Origin of the sequence: Streptomyces sp. NPDC003077 (genome assembly GCF_040611095.1) — a bacterium.
Lineage (GTDB): Bacteria > Actinomycetota > Actinomycetes > Streptomycetales > Streptomycetaceae > Streptomyces.
Genome location: NZ_JBEXNM010000082.1, coordinates 18081 through 34004, shown reverse-complemented (window position 1 = coordinate 34004; position 15924 = coordinate 18081). Strand labels below are relative to the sequence as shown.

13 protein-coding genes are annotated in these 15924 nt (G+C 74.7%); 7 read left to right on the top strand and 6 right to left on the bottom strand.

Features of this window, described 5'->3' with window-relative positions; all coding sequences use genetic code 11:
• Positions 1–342 precede the first annotated feature (342 nt).
• A complete protein-coding gene (locus tag ABZX96_RS33655; protein ID WP_355551886.1) occupies positions 343–2502 on the bottom strand; it encodes a hypothetical protein in 2160 nt (719 codons plus the stop codon).
• 213 nt (positions 2503–2715) lie between these two features.
• On the opposite strand from ABZX96_RS33655, the gene ABZX96_RS33650 reads away from it, so the two are divergent.
• The 3 genes from ABZX96_RS33650 (at position 2716) to wrbA (ending at position 4476) form a co-directional block, all read left to right on the top strand.
• A complete protein-coding gene (locus tag ABZX96_RS33650) occupies positions 2716–2859 on the top strand; it encodes a hypothetical protein (protein WP_355551883.1) in 144 nt (47 codons plus the stop codon).
• Between the two features lie 208 nt (positions 2860–3067).
• Positions 3068–3274 (top strand): hypothetical protein, encoded by a 207-nt coding sequence (locus tag ABZX96_RS33645; protein WP_355551881.1) that lies wholly within the window; start codon positions 3068–3070, stop codon positions 3272–3274.
• A 602-nt stretch (positions 3275–3876) separates the two neighbouring features.
• Complete coding sequence (gene wrbA, locus ABZX96_RS33640) at positions 3877–4476, top strand: NAD(P)H:quinone oxidoreductase (protein WP_355551878.1); 600 nt, start codon at positions 3877–3879, stop codon at positions 4474–4476.
• A 267-nt stretch (positions 4477–4743) separates the two neighbouring features.
• On the opposite strand, the gene ABZX96_RS33635 is transcribed toward wrbA, so the two are convergent.
• Positions 4744–5001, bottom strand: coding sequence for a hypothetical protein (locus tag ABZX96_RS33635; RefSeq protein ID WP_355551875.1), 258 nt, complete (start codon positions 4999–5001; stop codon positions 4744–4746).
• A 349-nt stretch (positions 5002–5350) separates the two neighbouring features.
• On the opposite strand from ABZX96_RS33635, the gene ABZX96_RS33630 reads away from it, so the two are divergent.
• On the top strand, positions 5351–7213 hold the full coding sequence (locus ABZX96_RS33630; protein WP_355551873.1) for a protein kinase: 1863 nt from the start codon (positions 5351–5353) through the stop codon (positions 7211–7213).
• Between the two features lie 43 nt (positions 7214–7256).
• Here ABZX96_RS33630 and ABZX96_RS33625 read toward each other — a convergent pair whose 3' ends face one another.
• Complete coding sequence (locus tag ABZX96_RS33625) at positions 7257–7736, bottom strand: hypothetical protein (RefSeq protein ID WP_355551871.1); 480 nt, start codon at positions 7734–7736, stop codon at positions 7257–7259.
• Positions 7737–7889: 153 nt separating this feature from the next.
• Here ABZX96_RS33625 and ABZX96_RS33620 point away from each other — a divergent pair, with 153 nt between their 5' ends.
• Both ABZX96_RS33620 and ABZX96_RS33615 read left to right on the top strand, forming a co-directional pair.
• Positions 7890–8732 carry an FHA domain-containing protein gene (locus ABZX96_RS33620; protein ID WP_355551868.1) on the top strand — a complete coding sequence of 281 codons (843 nt, stop codon included), beginning with the start codon at positions 7890–7892 and terminating at the stop codon, positions 8730–8732.
• A 609-nt stretch (positions 8733–9341) separates the two neighbouring features.
• Positions 9342–10154, top strand: coding sequence for an AfsR/SARP family transcriptional regulator (locus ABZX96_RS33615; protein ID WP_355551866.1), 813 nt, complete (start codon positions 9342–9344; stop codon positions 10152–10154).
• A gap of 83 nt (positions 10155–10237) precedes the next feature.
• Here the strand turns inward: ABZX96_RS33615 and ABZX96_RS33610 are convergent, their stop codons facing one another.
• Positions 10238–11617, bottom strand: a complete 1380-nt coding sequence (locus ABZX96_RS33610; RefSeq protein WP_355551863.1) for an FAD-dependent oxidoreductase — start codon at positions 11615–11617, stop codon at positions 10238–10240.
• A 139-nt stretch (positions 11618–11756) separates the two neighbouring features.
• Positions 11757–12800, bottom strand: a complete 1044-nt coding sequence (locus ABZX96_RS33605) for an AfsA-related hotdog domain-containing protein (protein WP_355551860.1) — start codon at positions 12798–12800, stop codon at positions 11757–11759.
• 267 nt (positions 12801–13067) lie between these two features.
• Here ABZX96_RS33605 and ABZX96_RS33600 point away from each other — a divergent pair, with 267 nt between their 5' ends.
• The gene (locus ABZX96_RS33600) at positions 13068–14702 is read left to right on the top strand and encodes an MFS transporter (protein ID WP_355551857.1); all 1635 of its coding nucleotides are present in this window, start codon (positions 13068–13070) and stop codon (positions 14700–14702) included.
• Between the two features lie 8 nt (positions 14703–14710).
• On the opposite strand, the gene ABZX96_RS33595 is transcribed toward ABZX96_RS33600, so the two are convergent.
• A complete protein-coding gene (locus tag ABZX96_RS33595) occupies positions 14711–15595 on the bottom strand; it encodes an alpha/beta fold hydrolase (RefSeq protein ID WP_355551854.1) in 885 nt (294 codons plus the stop codon).
• Positions 15596–15924 lie beyond the last annotated feature (329 nt).

The window sequence follows — 15924 nt, the reverse complement described above, 5'->3', positions numbered from 1 at the left end:
TGCCCCAGCAACGCCTCCAGCGGCATGCGCCCGCCCTCGTCCCCGGGATAGACGCGGACGGCATCCTGGTGAGGTGCCAGGGCGCCGAGTGTGTCACGGAAGGCCATGGAGGCGGCGTGCGCCACGAGGCCCCGCGCGACCGGATTCGCCAGGCCGGGGTCGAGCCGCGCGAGTGGCGCCGCGGGTCCCGAGTGTGGACGACTTCGCGACCCGCCGCGGCGGTACTACGGCGCGGTGCTCGTCAACCGTGAGACCGGCCGCTGGACCCCGCTGCCCGGCCGAACGCGATCGGCCCGCGTCGATCGGCGCATGCCCCGCGAACGGCCCGGCAATGCCGGCGCCTCACTGCGAAGCGACGTTGAGCAGCGCGTACTGCGCCACCGTCAGCTCCACCCTGACCTTGTCGCCGTCCGTCGTCCAGGGCACCGGCTTCGGCTCCGGGCCGGGGTGGTCGGGCGAGCTGAGCGTGACCGCCCGCACCTGCCGGCCGGTGGGGACGGTGAGGCCGACGGTGCAGGTGGTGGGCTTGGTCGTGAAGGCGGCCGGGGTCTCCCCGAAGGCCGTGAAGTTGACCAGTTGCACGATGGTGGCGTCGTCGAGGTGGCTCAGTTCGAGGTGGACGCGGGGGTCGCCGGTGAGGGTGACGGCGGGCGGGGCGGCCGTGCGGACCGGTTCCAGGAGCTTGTCGGCGGTGGGCTGATCGGTGCGGGAGAGGTACGTCAGGCCCAGCAGGTTCTTGAAGAACCAGCAGGTCCCCTGGCCGAACGCGGTCCGCTTGGCGGCGGGCACCGGGTCGGTCCTGCGGAAGCCGAGGACGTCGGCGAGGGCGTACTCGGTACGGGCGCCGCCGTGCTCGTCGAGGCCGGTGGGCGCGGGGCCGGTGATCACGACGGTGCCGCCGCCCGCCACGTACGCGCGCAGGACGTCCGCCTCCGCGTCGGAGACCGCCTGGAGGTTGGGCAGGTACAGGACGCGGTAACCGGCCAGGTCGGCGGCGGTGAGACCGGGGCTGGGCACGGTGTTGAACGGGATGTGGGCCAGCACCAGGGCCTTGACGGTGCCCCGGAATTCGCCCAGCCACTTCTGCTGGACGCAGCTCTCCTCGGGCGCGTCGAAGCTCCACCAGTCCTTGACGCCGGCGGGCGGCTTGGTGTTGACGTACATGCCGCTGCCCTCGACCGGGCTGACGAAGTCGCGCGACGCGGAGGAGTGGTAGACGCCGACCTCGGCCCCGGAGACGGCGGCGAACAGTTCCCGCTCGTGGGCCGCGACGAAGCCGTACATCCGGGTCCGCATCGCGGTGTCCGTGCTGTCGGTCTTGAACGGGCTCTTGACCTCGTACGGGTTGCAGCCCGCCGCCAGCGTCTCGGCCATCACCAGCGACGCGTCGTCCGCCTTCCAGCCGTAGGAGAAGGCCCAGGCGGGCTTGGTCCCGCTGGCCGCGCGCGCGTACTTGTACATCGAGATCAGACAGGTCCAGTCGGAGACCGTGGCGTGCCGCATCCCGTCGTAGTTGCCGAGGATGTCCACCTCCCAGACGTGGCTGACGCCGTCCTCCCGGCGCAGGTACGCGCCGTCGAGGCCCACGGTGGTGGCGTACTTGTAGTCCATGGTCACGGTCTCGACGAAGGTCACCAGGTCCGGGTTGACCGAGCGGCCGGCGGCGGCGATGTCGAGCTGGAAGCGGTTGAGGTTGTGGTGGCGCCATTCGACGTAGCGGCGGAAGCCCGGCTGGGACCAGTCGGCCTTGGTGGGCAGGGTCAGGCCGGTGTCGGCCTGGAAGGCGGTCGCCGCCCAGGTGGAGGCGTCGCACCAGCTCAGCGCGCCGTCGAAGTAGATCGGCACGTCCGGCCAGATCGCGTCCACCCCGGTACGGGCGAGGGCTTTGACGCGGTTGAGGTAGAAGTCGCGCCAGGGGGAGTTGGGGCTGACCCAGCAGCTCTCGTCGCCCGGGTCGACCCAGACGACGAGGCTCCCGTAGAAGACGTTGGGTTTGCCGTCGAGTCCGCGCTGCACCCAGTTCTTGCCGTCGCCGTCCTTGTAGAACGACGTGCCTTTCTCCCCGCCGACGCTGATGACCTCCAGCGACGGGTAGTACACGATCACCCGTATCCCGGCGGCGTGCGCCAGGTCGGAGAACCGTTTCATCTGCGCCATGTGCGTCGCGAACTCGTCGTCCGGCAGCCAGTTGGACAAGATCGTGTCGACCTCGATGACGCTGACGTTCTGCGCCTTGAGCTTGTCGATCACCGGCTTCATGTCGCGCGCCTCGGCGTCGTCGTCGAACGTGCCGTCCGCGACCCGGGCGAACCTGGCCCAGTCCGGGAACGCCGCCGCGGCCCCTGAGGCCCCGGCCGGTACGGCGTCCGGGGAGGCGGCCCGCGCCGCGCCCGGCGCGCGCCCCCACAGCCCGGGCAGCAGGCTCGTGGTCACGGCCAGGCCGCCCGCCCCCAGCCCGGTCCGCAACAGGGACCGGCGGCTCAGTCCGCGTCTCCCGTTCATCCCACTCACATCCCCACATCGGGTCCGGCTCCGGCACTTCGTCCCGGAAAGACCCCCGATTCAACTCCTGTCCCAGGCGGTCATGCACCCGTCATAAACAGAACGGCTCGAAACAGCCGTCCCGAAGCCGATCGCCGCGCTGCGCGAAGGCCGGCTCACGCACCACCACGGACCCGCCCACGACCACGAGACCCACGCGCGCCGCTCCGAACCATGATCCAGCTCGCGATGATCCGGCTCGCGATGATCGACCTCATGACCCGCCGCCTCACCGGCGAGACCAGCCCGGACCGGCGCAACACCCAACCTGCCGAGGGCCGAGGCCGGAGACCGACCCCGGAACGAAACGCTCGGTAAAACCCCCATGAAGACCGAGCCGCGTTCAGCACCAGATCATGAGCGACATTCCAAGCGGTGATGACAGCGCCCCATCAGCAGAATTCGACTCCGACCGCGACCTGATCTCTTGCGATTCCGTCTAAAATAAAGCCGGAGCGTAATCCACGAGGAAGCCGGTTGACGCACTTGGGCAACTCGGCCGATGCGTACGAGCCATGGGGGAATTGTGCGTACGAGGACGACAGTAAGCGCCGTACTGGTCGCGGTTGCTTTCGGCCTGACGCTGATCGGGGCAGGAGCGGCCGGCGCTCAGGACAGCGAGGGGCACGGCGCCGTATCGAGCGCGGTTTCGGCGACCGATCGGCAAACCGGCGCTCAAGCTTCCGCCGGCGTGCTGGTGCCCGACGCGACAGCCATCGAGTACGGCCTCTGAACAAAGGGGGGATAAAAAAGAGATCGTCCACAAGCACGGCTCCGGAAAAGCCCGGGGAAGCGGAAAACTCCTCCACCACCAACGGGCCCGGGTCCAGAACCGACCGGCTCCCCGCACTCCCCAAGAAGCGCGCGAGGATCCGCAGCGCCTTGCCGACCATCCGCCGCACCCCGCCACCCCTGATGGCCGCGCGCCCTCGCCTGTCCCGCCGACGCTCAAAGCCCGCGTCTCTTGTCCAAGGTCCCTTCCACCGTGGCCGCCGCCATCGGCCCGGTCGAACAGTGCACGGCGTTCTTCGGCCCTCCTCCCTTCGGCCCTCTGCTCCAGCCTTTCGGCGACGACGCGCTCGGCATCCGCGCCGGTGCTCTTCCACCCACCCCTCCCGCGCAGCCCGCCGGGCACCGTTCGACACCCACGGCGGAACCCTCGGACCCGGACGGCTCAGGCCGAACCGACGGCGAACCTCCGGCCCGGGTCCCCATCACCAGGACGTTCCTGCCTTCGGCGGGAATCGGCGCGGTCGACGGCGTGTCACTGCACGGATGCGCGATTTGCGACAAAAGTGAAGAATGCCGGTTTTCCGCACGAGTCAGGAGTGGTCCGTGGGTGTGCGTGTTGCTGTCATCTACTACAGCGCTACCGGAAATGTTCATCAGTTGGCGCAGGCGGTGGCCAAGGGGGCAGCGGCCCGGGACGCCGAGGTGCGGCTGCGCCGGGTTCGCGAGCTGGCGCCCGACGCGGCCATCGACGCCAATCCCGCCTGGCGGACCCACGTGGACTCCACGAAGAACGAGGTGGAGGAGGCGACGCTGGAGGACCTGGAGTGGGCGACGGCGTACGCGTTCGGGAGCCCCACCCGGTTCGGAAACGTCACGTCTCAACTGAAGCAGTTCATCGACCTCACCGGCGGGCTGTGGCAGGCGGGCGTCTTCCACAACAAGCCCGCCACCAGCTTCACTTCCGCGATGAACCGGCACGGGGGGCAGGAGTCCACCATCCTGTCGATGAACAACGTGCTCTACCACTGGGGATGCATCATCGTCCCGCCGGGTTACACCGACCCGCTCCTCTTCGCCGCCGGCGGCAATCCCTATGGCACCAGCTGGGCCAGCGGCGGAGGGGAGACTCCCGACGAGGCGACCCTGGAAGCCGCCCGCTACCAGGGGCGCCACCTGGCGGACATCGCCGAACGCATGAGGTGACATCCCCGCACCGCACCGGGCCCGGCTCCCCGCACCGGCGCCCGCGCGGGCCGCGTCAAACGCCCCCGGCGCGCCGGACGGCGCCGACGGGTCCGAGCGAGGGATCGTCAGCCTGGAGGACCGGAGGACGTCGACGCCGACCTCCGGTAGAAGCCGGAGGAGGCCGCGGACGGATCCACGCCGACGTTCCGCAGACGTACCGAGGCCGGGGCGTCGGCACACGACAGCCCCGGCCTCCTGGCAGTGCGGCGACGCCCAGGACGTGGATCAGTCCGCGAGCGTCCCCCGGTACCCCACCGGCCCCTCATCGGGGAACCGGGCCGTTCCCTCGAAACGTGTCCCCTCGTCGAAGAAGGTCACCGACCCGTTGCCCGCGTGCGGCGTGCTCCAGGTCACGGTCGCGCCCTCCGGCGGCCTTCCGTTCCCCGGCACCGCGTCATCGCGGTTGCGGATGTTCAGCGTCAGCGGCTGGTCCTGCTGCCAGCCGCCACCGCCGGTGTGGATCTCCGTGTTGTACGTGGCCACGAATTCCTCCTGCACTCCTGGTCCGCCGAGGCCCCGGTGACCCGGCTCTCCCCCTCATGCCTCACCGGCGCCTCGCCACCCCAACCCCCGCACCGCGCATTCACCCCGAAACCACCCACGGGCATGAGCCGGTCGCACTTTCTTCCGCCAACACCGGCCCGCTGTACGGCACTTCGGTACATCGCCGGGCACCAGGCGTTCGACGCCGCCCTCGCCCACCGCCCGAATGAGCCGACGGCTTGCCCCCGGCGGCGTGGGGGCGGCCACCACCGGCCCGGGGCACCCGGCCCCGGGTGAACGCCCCGTGAAACCCTGGCGGCGCGGGGCCCGGCTGCGGCACGGTGGGAGCGTGCGAGTGGGAACGCGGGTCGCGGGGCGGTACCGGCTGACGAGGAGGCCCCTCATCGGCGGGATGGGCGAGGTCTGGCCGGCCCACGACGAGGAGCTGGGCCGCGACGTGGCGCTCAAGCGCGAGCCGCCCGGCAGCGGGGGCGCGACGGCCGTCGACCGGCTCGGTGCCGAGGCGCGCGCGGTGGCCCGGTTCCGCCACCCGCACGTCGTCACCCTCTACGACCGCATCCGTGTCCGGCGGCTGGGGCGGACGGAATCGTGGCTGGTCATGGAGTACGTGCCGGGCGGCAGCCTGGCCGACCGGCCGCCCCTTCCGGGGGCGCTCGCCGCGCATGTGGGCGCGCAGCTCGCCGACGCGCTCGGCGCCCTGCACGCCGCGGGTCTGGTGCACTGTGACGTCAAGCCGGGCAACGTGGTCGTCTCCGGCGATCACGTCGTCAAGCTCACCGACTTCGGTGCCGCCTACCGGCTGGGTACGCAGGAGACCGTCACGCCCAACACCGGCGTCGGCTTCACCCCCGGCTATGCCGCGCCGGAGGTGATCGCCGGCCGGCCACCGCTGCCCGCCTCGGACGTCTACTCGCTCGGCGCCACGGTGTACGCGCTGGTCACCCGGGGCCGGGTGCGGCCCGGAGCGGATGTGCCCCTCGCCGCTGGGCCCTTCCCGGGGCCGCTGGGTGAGCTGCTGACGGCGATGCTACGGGAGGATCCCGCGCGGCGGCCCGGCGTCACCGAGGCGCGCGAGCGGCTGCGGGAACTGGCCGGGCGGCCGGAGGACCTGCCGCCCTTCCCCGCCCCGGCGCCGCGGACCACGCTGCCCGCGTCCGGCGGCGGGCGGCGCCGCGCGCTGCCGCGGGTGCCGGGCGCGGCCCTTGGGGGAACGGCGGTGCTGGCGGTGGCCGCGCTGGTGGCCTGGGGTCTGGCGGACCGGCCGGCCGGGAGCCCGGGGGGACCGGCCGACGGCCACCGCCCGGCGGCGCGTGCCTCCGCCACCAGGTCGCCCGCGGGTCTCGCCCGGCTGATCGGCGATCCGCGCACGCTCGACCCCTGCGCGCTCACCTCGGCACCCGCCTTCGCCCGCTGGGGCGATGCCCAACTCGTATCCGACTACGGCAACTTCGACCGCTGCGACGTTCTGCTCTCCTCGGGCGGCGACGACACCGTGGACGTGGAGGTGCGCCTGACCACCGGCCCGCCGCCCGCCTCTCCCCGCCCCACCGGCACCACCCGGCGGATCGGCGTCGCCAACCAGCCCGCCGACCGGGGCGAGTGCGGGCGCACACTCACCCTGGCCGGCCTCCCCCACCTCGGCGTGGACATCACGGCCAAGGCACTGGACGGCGACGAGCACCCCCTGTGCGCCATCGCCGACACCGCCACCCGCCTCGTGACCACCCGCCTCGACCGGGACGGCGGCCCGCTGCCACGCCGCCCCGACGCCGCACCCGGCTCGCTCGCCGCCCGCGACGCCTGCACCCTGCCCCCCACCGCCGCACTGCGCACCGCCACCGGTGCCGGCTCCGTCGAGACGCGGCCGGGCTTCGGCAACTGGAGCTGCTCCTGGCGGGCCCCGGCCGGCGGCGACTACGTCCGGCTGCGTTTCGACCGGCCCCAACTCGTCAACGGGGACCACGCCCGCACCACACACATCGCCGGCCGCCCGGCGGTGGTACTCCCCCGGGACGAGGGACCGGGCAGTTGCAGCACCGACGTCGCGGGGCCGCCCTACATCCCCCGGGACGGCGGCCACGCGGTGGAAACCGTACTCGTCACCGTCGGCGACGCCGGCCCCGACACCCGCGCCTGCGCCCTGGCCACCGCGCTGACCGCCGCCCTCGTCCCACGGCTGCCCCCGGCATGACGGCCGGTCGGCGCCCGGGTCCGTGCACGGATCGGCACGCAGGTCAGTGCACGGTGAGCACCAGGGTGACGACGTGCCCGGTGACGGACCCGACCCGGATGAGGAGGTTGTTCAGCAGCGCGCTCTGGCCGGGCGGGACGGTCGAGGACAACGTGATGCCCGGCCCGGTCGCCCTCAAGCTCACCGCGCCGGCGGAGACGCGCACCACCGTGAGCCGGCCGAAGCCGAACTTGTTCACGTCCATGGCCAGCGTCCGGCCCTGGGCGACGGTGACCGTGCAGTGGCCCTCACGGCAACCGGGCGGGACCCTGAGCGAGAGCGCGGTCGTACGGACCGCCCCGGCCGACGTGCCGGCCGACGTGCCGGCCTGCCCGCCGGGAGAGGCGGGCCGCACCGCCGTGGCGGAACCGGCCGACGCGGGGTCCGCCGCGCCCGCGCCGTGCGCCGCCCCGCAGCCCGCGAGCACCGCCGCACCCAGCGCGACTGCCACCGCCGCGCCGCTCCGGAACATCTTCGTCTTCATCCGCCGCCTCCTTGGGAGTACCTCCGGTTTCCCCGGTCTACCCCCTCCTTCCGGGACGGGTCCCCGGCCGGCCGGGACACAGTGAGGCACAGGTGTGCGGCCGAGGGAACCGCACACCTCCCACACGGCACGCTCGTCAAGGGAGACCGCCCCATGGCAGACCCCCACGGCCCCCTCCACGGCACCGGTGACTTCCGCGGCGCCCGCGCCTCCCGGGAGAGCCTCGCCCGGGGAACGGCGCCCGCCGCGGCCGGCACGCTCCACCTGCGCTCGGTCTCGGGCCACCTCAGCGTGGCCCCCCGCCCCGGCGCCGTGGTCACCTTCGGCCGCGGTGAACCGCCGCGCGCCGACCTCCCCGTCGGCGAGGACGACATGCGCGTCAGCCGGCGGCACGGCGAGCTGACGTACCGCCGGCGCCGCTGGTGGCTGCGCAACACCGGCCGCCAACTGGTCCGGCTGCCCGAAGGGCGGCTGATGCACACCTCCACCGACCCGGTGCCGCTCGCCTCCGGCTACACCCCGGTGTTCATCCGGGGCTCCGGCCACCGCGAGCACCTCGTCGAACTCTTCGTCACCGGCCACGACGAGCCGTCGGCGGCGCGGCACCGCCAGGCCGTCACCCTGCGGCCCCGGACCTGGCCGCTGCGCGAGGACGAGCGGCGGCTGCTGGTCGTCCTCGGGCAGCACTACCTGCTCTACGAGGCCGGACCGCGCCCGCTGGCCTACCGTCAGGCCGCCGAGCTGCTGGAATGCCTGCGGCCCGGCGAGCGGTGGACGCCGCGCCGGGTCGAGGCCCGCGTCGAAGCGGTGCGCCGCCGTCTGGACCGCGGCGGCTTCCCCTACCCGCTGCTGCACGACAAGGACTCCGGCGCGGTCCCCAGCGACAACACCCTGTTGCACAACCTGCTGCGCGGACTGGTGGAGTCCACCACCCTCGTCCCACCGGACCTCGCCCTGCTGGACGAGCCTCCGGAAGCGCCCGGCCCCGTGGAGTGAGCGCGGGCCTGGTCCACCGCCCGGCCGGACCGGCGGCCCGGCCCGGACCGGCGGCCACCGGGGGCGCGGGGGCGACTCCGCGTCAACTCTCGTACCGGCACGCACCGTCACCGGCCGACGGGCCGGCGCCGCGCCGGGAAGCCCGAACGGGGGCCGCAGGGGCCGGAGTTAGGCACGGGGCGGGTGCGGTCGCGGACCGTCTCCGTGCGGCGGGCCGGTGACGGGCCGGGCCCGGCCCGTTCCCCGTCCGGATGGCCGGTCTCCCCCGGCCCGCCGCGTCCCCGGCGCCGCACCCGCACCGCCGCCGATATGCTGAACGGCGCGTCCGAACGGGCGCGCGAGACGGGGCGGTACGGCGGACCGGGCGGGCGGGTGCCGGCGGCCGGTCCGGCCACGGCGGTGTCCGGGCGCGCGCGTCCCCCCGACTTTCCGGCTCCGGTACACGCCCGCCGCGTCGACGGCCGGGTTCCGCGGACAACGGAGGGCTGCGCCTGTGACGAACCCCTTGACCGGTCACCGCTCCTCCGGCCGCCCCCTTCCCGCCGGAGAACGGGCGAAGGCCCCGGCCACGCCACCTGCCCGCGTGCCGGAAGGGCGGAGGGCGCGCCGGTGACGGCGACCGACGAGGAGACGCTGCGGTTCGGGGTGCTGGGGACGCTGGAGGTCCGGCGCGGCTCCCGGTCCTGCGTTCCCAGCGCGCTCAAGCCCCGGCTGCTGCTGGCCGCGCTGCTGGTGTGCGAGGGGCGGGTCGTGTCGGTGGCCGAGCTGGTGGGGGCCGTGTGGGGGGAGCGTCCGCCGCGGACCGCCGGGACGGCGTTGCAGGTGTACGTGTCCCAGTTGCGGCGGCTGCTGGGGGCCGGGGACGGGGCGCGGGCGTGCGCCCTGCGGACGCGGGCGCCCGGGTACGCGCTGGCCCTGGGGCCCGGGGCCCGGCTGGACAGCGCCGACTTCGAGAGTCGCTGCGCCCGCGCCGACGACGCGCGTGCCCGAGGGCGGCTGGAGGAGGCGTCCGCCCTGCTGGACGAGGCGCTGGCGCTGTGGCGCGCCCCGGCTCTCGCCGACGTGCGGACCGGTCCGCTGCTGGAACCGGCCGCGTGGCGGCTGGACGAGGCGCGGATGCTCGCCGTGGAGCAGCGCGTCGACATCGGCCTGGAGCGCGGCCGGCACGCCCGGCTCACCGTGGAGCTGGCCGCCCTGGCGGCCGAGCATCCGCTGCGCGAGAACCTGCAACGGCAGTTGCTGCTGGCGCTGTACCGCTCGGGCCGGCCCGCCGACGCGCTGCGGCACTACGCGAGGTTCCGGGACCGGCTGCACGAGGAACTGGGGCTGGAGCCCGGCCCGTCGCTCCAGCGGCTCCACCTGGCGATACTGCGCCGCGACCCGGCGCTGGAGCCGCCCTGCGGCGACCGGGTCACCGCGTGAGCGGAGCGGCTCCGGGAGCGGGCGGCGCCGGGCCGGTCTCCGCTCGTGCGCGCGGGCCGAGGACCGAGGGCCGGCGGCCGTGGTCACCGCCGGGCCGGGGTGCTCGGCCGGGCGCGGCCCGCGGGCGGCGCGGTGAGGGCGGCCGTGCGTTCGCGGGCGGCCCGGAAGCACGCCTCGATGGAGGCGCCGCGCACGTAGTCGCCGGTGAGGACGAGTCCGGGCAGCGACGCCACCGCCGCTCCGACGCGGTCCAGGCGCCGGGCGTGGTGGCGGCCGTAGGCGCAGTACGCCGCGTCCCAGCGGCGGGTGACGGTGTGCACCCTGCGGTTGTCCCGTACGGCGGGGAAGTGCGGGGCCAGGCCGTGCTCGGCCGCCGCCACGAGGTCGTCGGCGGTGGCGCCGTCGGCCAGCCGCCGCCGGGCGGCCCGGCCGCTGAAGGTGTACCGCACGATGTGCCGGTCGCCGGTGCCGTACGCGCCGGCGTTGCTGACCGGGCTTCCGGCGTCGAAGACCAAGGCCCGTACGCGCTCGGGGAAGACCGGGCGCTCGTACTCCACGACGGCCACCGCCGCCGGGAAGTAGCGCACGGCGCGCAGTTCGCCGGCGAGCCGGTCGTGCAGCGGCTCGACCAACGGGGCCGCGGCGGGGGCGGGCAGCGCCACGACCACCGCGTCGGCGGGACGGTGTTCCGGCTCCTCGCCGGGGCGGGCGGCGAGCACGCCGTCGACCCGGCCGGAGGCGTCGGTGGTCAGGGCCGTGACCCGGGTGCTCAGCCGTACGTCCAGGCGGCGCGCCAACTCCTCGTAGAGCGCCGCGAAACCGCCGCTGAGCTGGTCGAAGGTGTCCATGAGCATGCGGAGGTTGGAGCCGAAGTTGCCCAGGTGCGCCTCGTCCGGCTCGGCGCCGTTCATCCGTACGGTGACGGGCCGCACCAGTCGTGCGGCGGTCCGGGGACCGAAGTAGCCGCTCAGCGGCGGATCGTCCAGCCGCGCGGCCAGCCGTCGGAAGGCCGGGCCGCCGAGGTAGCCGTCCGCCTCGTCGCGGCGCACGGCCCAGGCCAGCCGCAGCAGCCGGAGCGCGTCGCGGGCGGTGAGCACGCCCAGCAGCTCGCGGGCGCTGTGCCGGCGGGCGGTGCTGTCGACGGTGTGCAGCCTGCCGTCGCGCACCTGGGAGGAGTTGATGCCGAAGTGCTCGTAGTCCTCGAAGCCCAGCGCGCGGGTGAACTCCCGGAAGTGGGTGTAGCCCCGGCCGATGTTCTTCCCGCCCAGGGTGACGGCGCGCTCGCCCAGGAGGGCGTTCGCGCACCGGCCGCCGAGGGACGTGTTCTCGTCCAGCAGCGTGACCCGCGCACCACTCGCGGCCAGGTACCAGGCGGCGGCAATGCCGGACCAGCCACCGCCGACCACCACCGCGGAGAACCGGTCCGCGGGTGCGCGCCCCATGGGCGCCCGGCTGCTCGTCATCGGCGATCTTCCCTCCACGTCCGGTCCTGACGGGGCCTCGGGCGGTACGAAAGCAGTACGAAGACGGATACGAAGGCGGACACGAAAGCAGGACGAAAGGCGGCGCGAGAAGCGGCACTCAAGCAGGACGCGGGCGGTCTCACCCCGCGCCGGACGGGCCCGCCGCGTCGTCGAGCACGGTGAAGCGCAGTTCGGCCCCGGCGATGTCGGTGCCCGACTGCGCGGCCCGCGCGCGGACCACGACGCCGCCCGGCGCGGCGACGGGCACGGCGTGACAGTCCACGTCCGGGCCGAGTTCGGCGTAACGGTGGAAGCGGGCTTCGCACCGGGTGGCGAGCAGACGGTGCGGGGGAACGCCCGTGGCCGCCGCGGCGGCGGCCACGGCGGTCTGCCGGCAGCCTTCGAGGAGCGCCATGCCGGGGTAGTGGTCCTGCGGGTGCTCGAAGAAGACCGGGTGCACCGCGTCGACGAGCAACCGGGCGCGCGTCTCCTCCGGGGTGGTCTCCGGCTCCGCGACGACCACGTTCGCCGGGTCGCGGCGGCCGACCCGCGCGGCGTCCGCGCGCCCTCCGCCCGCCGCGGCCGTCGTCGGGTGCCCGACGGCCGCCGCGGCCCCGTGCCTGAGCTGGGCGTAGCCCTCCTGGGACAGGAAGACCAGGGTGCCGGCGAACCGTGCCGCCGGCCGCCCGGCGATCCAGCACACCGCGTCGCCGTCCACGCGACGCACCCCGCCGTCGCCTCCGGCCGCGCCGCCGTGCCGCGCCCCGGCCGGCCGGTCGGCCTGGAGCACCATGTCGGTGGGGACGGCGGCGACGCGGAACGCGGCGGGGTCGAGCATCTCGACGGTCAGGTCGTGCATCACGAAGGCCGCGTCCGCGGGCACGCCCAGCAGGCGGTGCGCCATGGCCTCGCAGCACTGCCGCGCCGCCTCGCCGATCAGCAGCAGGTCGTAGTGCGGTGTCGGCGCGTCGTTGTAGAAGCGGTGCAGGCGCGGGAGTTGCGCGGACGCCGTCGGGCGGTCGTCCACCAGGCGCACGTCCGTGACGAAGACGTGCTCGACGGAGCGCTTGTGCACCAGTTGCCGCGGCACGGTGGCGTCACCGGCGAGCACCGGCGGCGGTGTCTCGCGCGCCGGCCGCCGGGCCACGGCCGCCGGAGTGCCCGCATGTGTCGTACGGCTCATGCGCTCGCCCCTCTCGCCGTCCCCGGCCGGGGACCCGGTTCGCCCGCGGCACGGGCTCGACGGCGACGCTAGACCCGGGCGCTTAAGACGGACCGTGATGATCCCTTAAGCGGCCTGCGCCCGGCCGGGACGGGCCTCGCGTCCGGGCCGTTCCTCCGGATCTGGCCCGCGGGCGCCTTGACGTTTCTTCCCGCGCGCCGCTGGGATGTGGTCCGGCTTCCCGCCCGCCGCCGTAGGACCGCAGACGCCGGAGACGAAGGGGCACTCATGAGCACACGGGCCACACCGGGGCGCGTGCCCCGATCGCCGGACACGGGGCCGCGCCGCCACGGGGTGGTGCTGCTCATCCTCTGTCTCGGGTTCTTCATGACCGTGCTGGACGTGACGATCGTCAACATCGCCGTCCCCGACATGATCAGCGACCTGGACAGTTCCTTCAGCCAGGTGCTGTGGGTCCTCAACGCCTACACCCTCGCCTTCGCCTCCCTCCTCCTGCTCAGCGGCCGGCTCGGGGACACGCTGGGGGCGCGGCGGCTGCTGGTTTTCGGGCTCGCGCTGTTCACGGCCGCCTCCGCCGCCTGCGGCGCGGCGCAGGAGCCGTGGCAGCTCATCGCGGCCCGCGCCGTGCAGGGGGTGGGCGCCGCCTGCCTGCTGCCGCAGACGCTGTCGCTGCTGACGGTGCTGACCCCGCCCGAGCGGCGCGGCCGGGCCTTCGGCATCTGGGGCGCCATCGCCGGGGTCGCGCTGGTGGCCGGTCCGACGCTCGGCGGGCTGCTGGTCACCGGACTGAACTGGCGCTGGATCTTCTTCGTCAACGTGCCGGTCGGCGTGGTGACGGCGCTGCTCGCCCTGCGGTACATCCCCGCGGACCGCGCCCGGCACCGGGCCGGGCTCGACCTGACCGGGGTGACGCTGTCCTTCCTCGCGCTGTTCTGCCTCACCTTCGGCATGATCGAGGGGCAGCGCTACGACTGGGGCACGATCGCCGGACCGGTGTCCATCCCCGCCGTCCTGGCGGCGGGGGCCGTCCTGGTGGTGGCCTTCCTCGTGGCCGAGCGGTGGCGGGCGGACCGCGACCCGCTGCTGCCGCTGGACCTGCTGCGCCGGCGCACGTACGGGCTGATGAACCTCTCCACCGCGCTGCTGATGTTCGCCTTCGCCGCCCTGCTGCTGCTCCTGACGCTCTACCTCCAGTCCGTGCGGAACATGTCGGCGCTGGCGGCGGGGCTGACGATGTCGCCCACGCCGCTGGTCGCCGTCCTGCTCTCCCCGGTGGTCGGTCACTTCGCCGGGCTGGGGCGCGGCGGCAAGTACGCCATGGTGCTGGGCCTGGTCACCGTCTGCGGCGGGCTGCTGTGGCTGCGCGCCATCGCCGGGACGGATACGGGCAGCGCGGCGCTGCTGCCGCCGTTGCTGGTGGCGGGGCTGGGCATGTCGCTGGTGCTGGCGCCCATGAACACCTTCACCATGCACGGCATTCCGCAGGAGACGACCGGCGCGGCCTCCGGCCTGGTGAGCACCGCCCGGCAACTGGGCACCGTCTTCGGCGTGGCCGCCGCAGGCGCCCTGCTGGAGAACCGGCTCGCGCACGAGCTGCCCGCGGCCGTGGCCCGGCACTCCGCCACGCTGCCTCCGGCCCTGCGGCCGGTGCTGGCGCGGGCCCTGGAGGGGTCGGGCGACCTCGTCTCCCGCCTCGGCGCCGACCGCGCCGCGCCGCAGCCGCCGCCCGGACTGCCGCCCGGAGCGGCCGGGCGGTTGCGCGAGGCGGCGGACGCGGTGTCCGCGGACGCCCTCCTCGAAGCCCTGCGCACCACGTTGCTGCTGCCCGCGGCCGTGCTGGGCGTCGCCGTCCTGGTCACGCTGGCCGTGCGGGCGCCGGCCCGGCCCGCGGACCCGGCCTGACCGACGCCTCACCCGCCCGCGCCGGCCTGCCCGGTCACCTCCTCCACCCACCGCACCACGTCATGGGCGAGCCGTTCCCCGTGGCGGGCCCACGAGAAGTGGTCCAGCCGGGCGCCACCCGCGTCCCGGGGGCCGTAGAGGCGGCGTTCCGGGCGGGTGCCGGGGACCTTGCCGCACAGGTGGCCGACGGCCCGGGGCGGCGCGAGGCGGTCTCCCTCGACGCCGACGGCGAGGAGCGGCACGCGCAGCGCGGGCAGCAGGTCCTCCACGTCGGCCCCGGCCAGGCGGTAGCGGCCGGTGCGGGCCTGGTGGGCCCAGTCGAGGATGACGCCGAGGGGCTGCCGTCCGCCGAACCCGAGCCGGTGGCCGGGCCAGTGGCCGAGGACGGCCGCGATGAGGACCATGAGCCGGCTGGCGACCAGCAGCCCCGGCGACCGCGCGCCGAAGGCGCGGTGGTGGACGGACCCGGCGGCGACCAGCACCAGCGCGTCCGGCGCCGGATCGCCCCGGTCCGCGGCCACGGCGGCCTGGAGCACGGCGAGCTGGCCGCCGAGGCTGTGCCCGCAGAGGGCGAGCGGGGCTCCGGGGTACGCGCCGCGTACGGCGGAGATCGCGGCCGTCAGGTCGTCGGCGAGATGGTGGTAGGCGGTCGCGCGGGGGACGTTCCGGCGCCGCCCGTTGCCGCGGTGGTCGAGGACCAGGGCCGTGGCGCCCTCGCGGTGGAGGGCACGCACGAAGCGCCGGTAGAAACCGGCCGGGGTCCCCATCGCGGGGGCGACGAGCACGACGGGACGGTCTGCGGCCCGCTGCGCGAGCCCGTACAGGGGGAAGCGGTCGCCGTCCGCCGCCGTGACGTCGAGGACCGGCTCCGGCTCTGCGCATGTCTCGGACATCCGTCCGATGATGCCAGAGCCCGCCGGGAGGGCGGACCGGCGGGACGCCGGGGACGCACCACGGAGGGCATTCGCGTCAACTACCGCTTTACGAACGTTAGTTGACGGCCTGTTACGCCTACGGACCGCCCGTCCCCGGCGCCGCGCGCCCCCGGACCCGCGCGCCGCCGGGGCGGGAACCCGGGCATACTCGACGCCCCGTGCCCGGCCCCGGAAACCCGGCGCTCCCGCCCCCGGGAAGGGTGTGTCAACGCGACGCAAGCGCCAAGTTGCGTACCTCCCGTCCGCCGCGTCGCCGGGCCCGCTCTCCGACATCACCGGCTATTCAC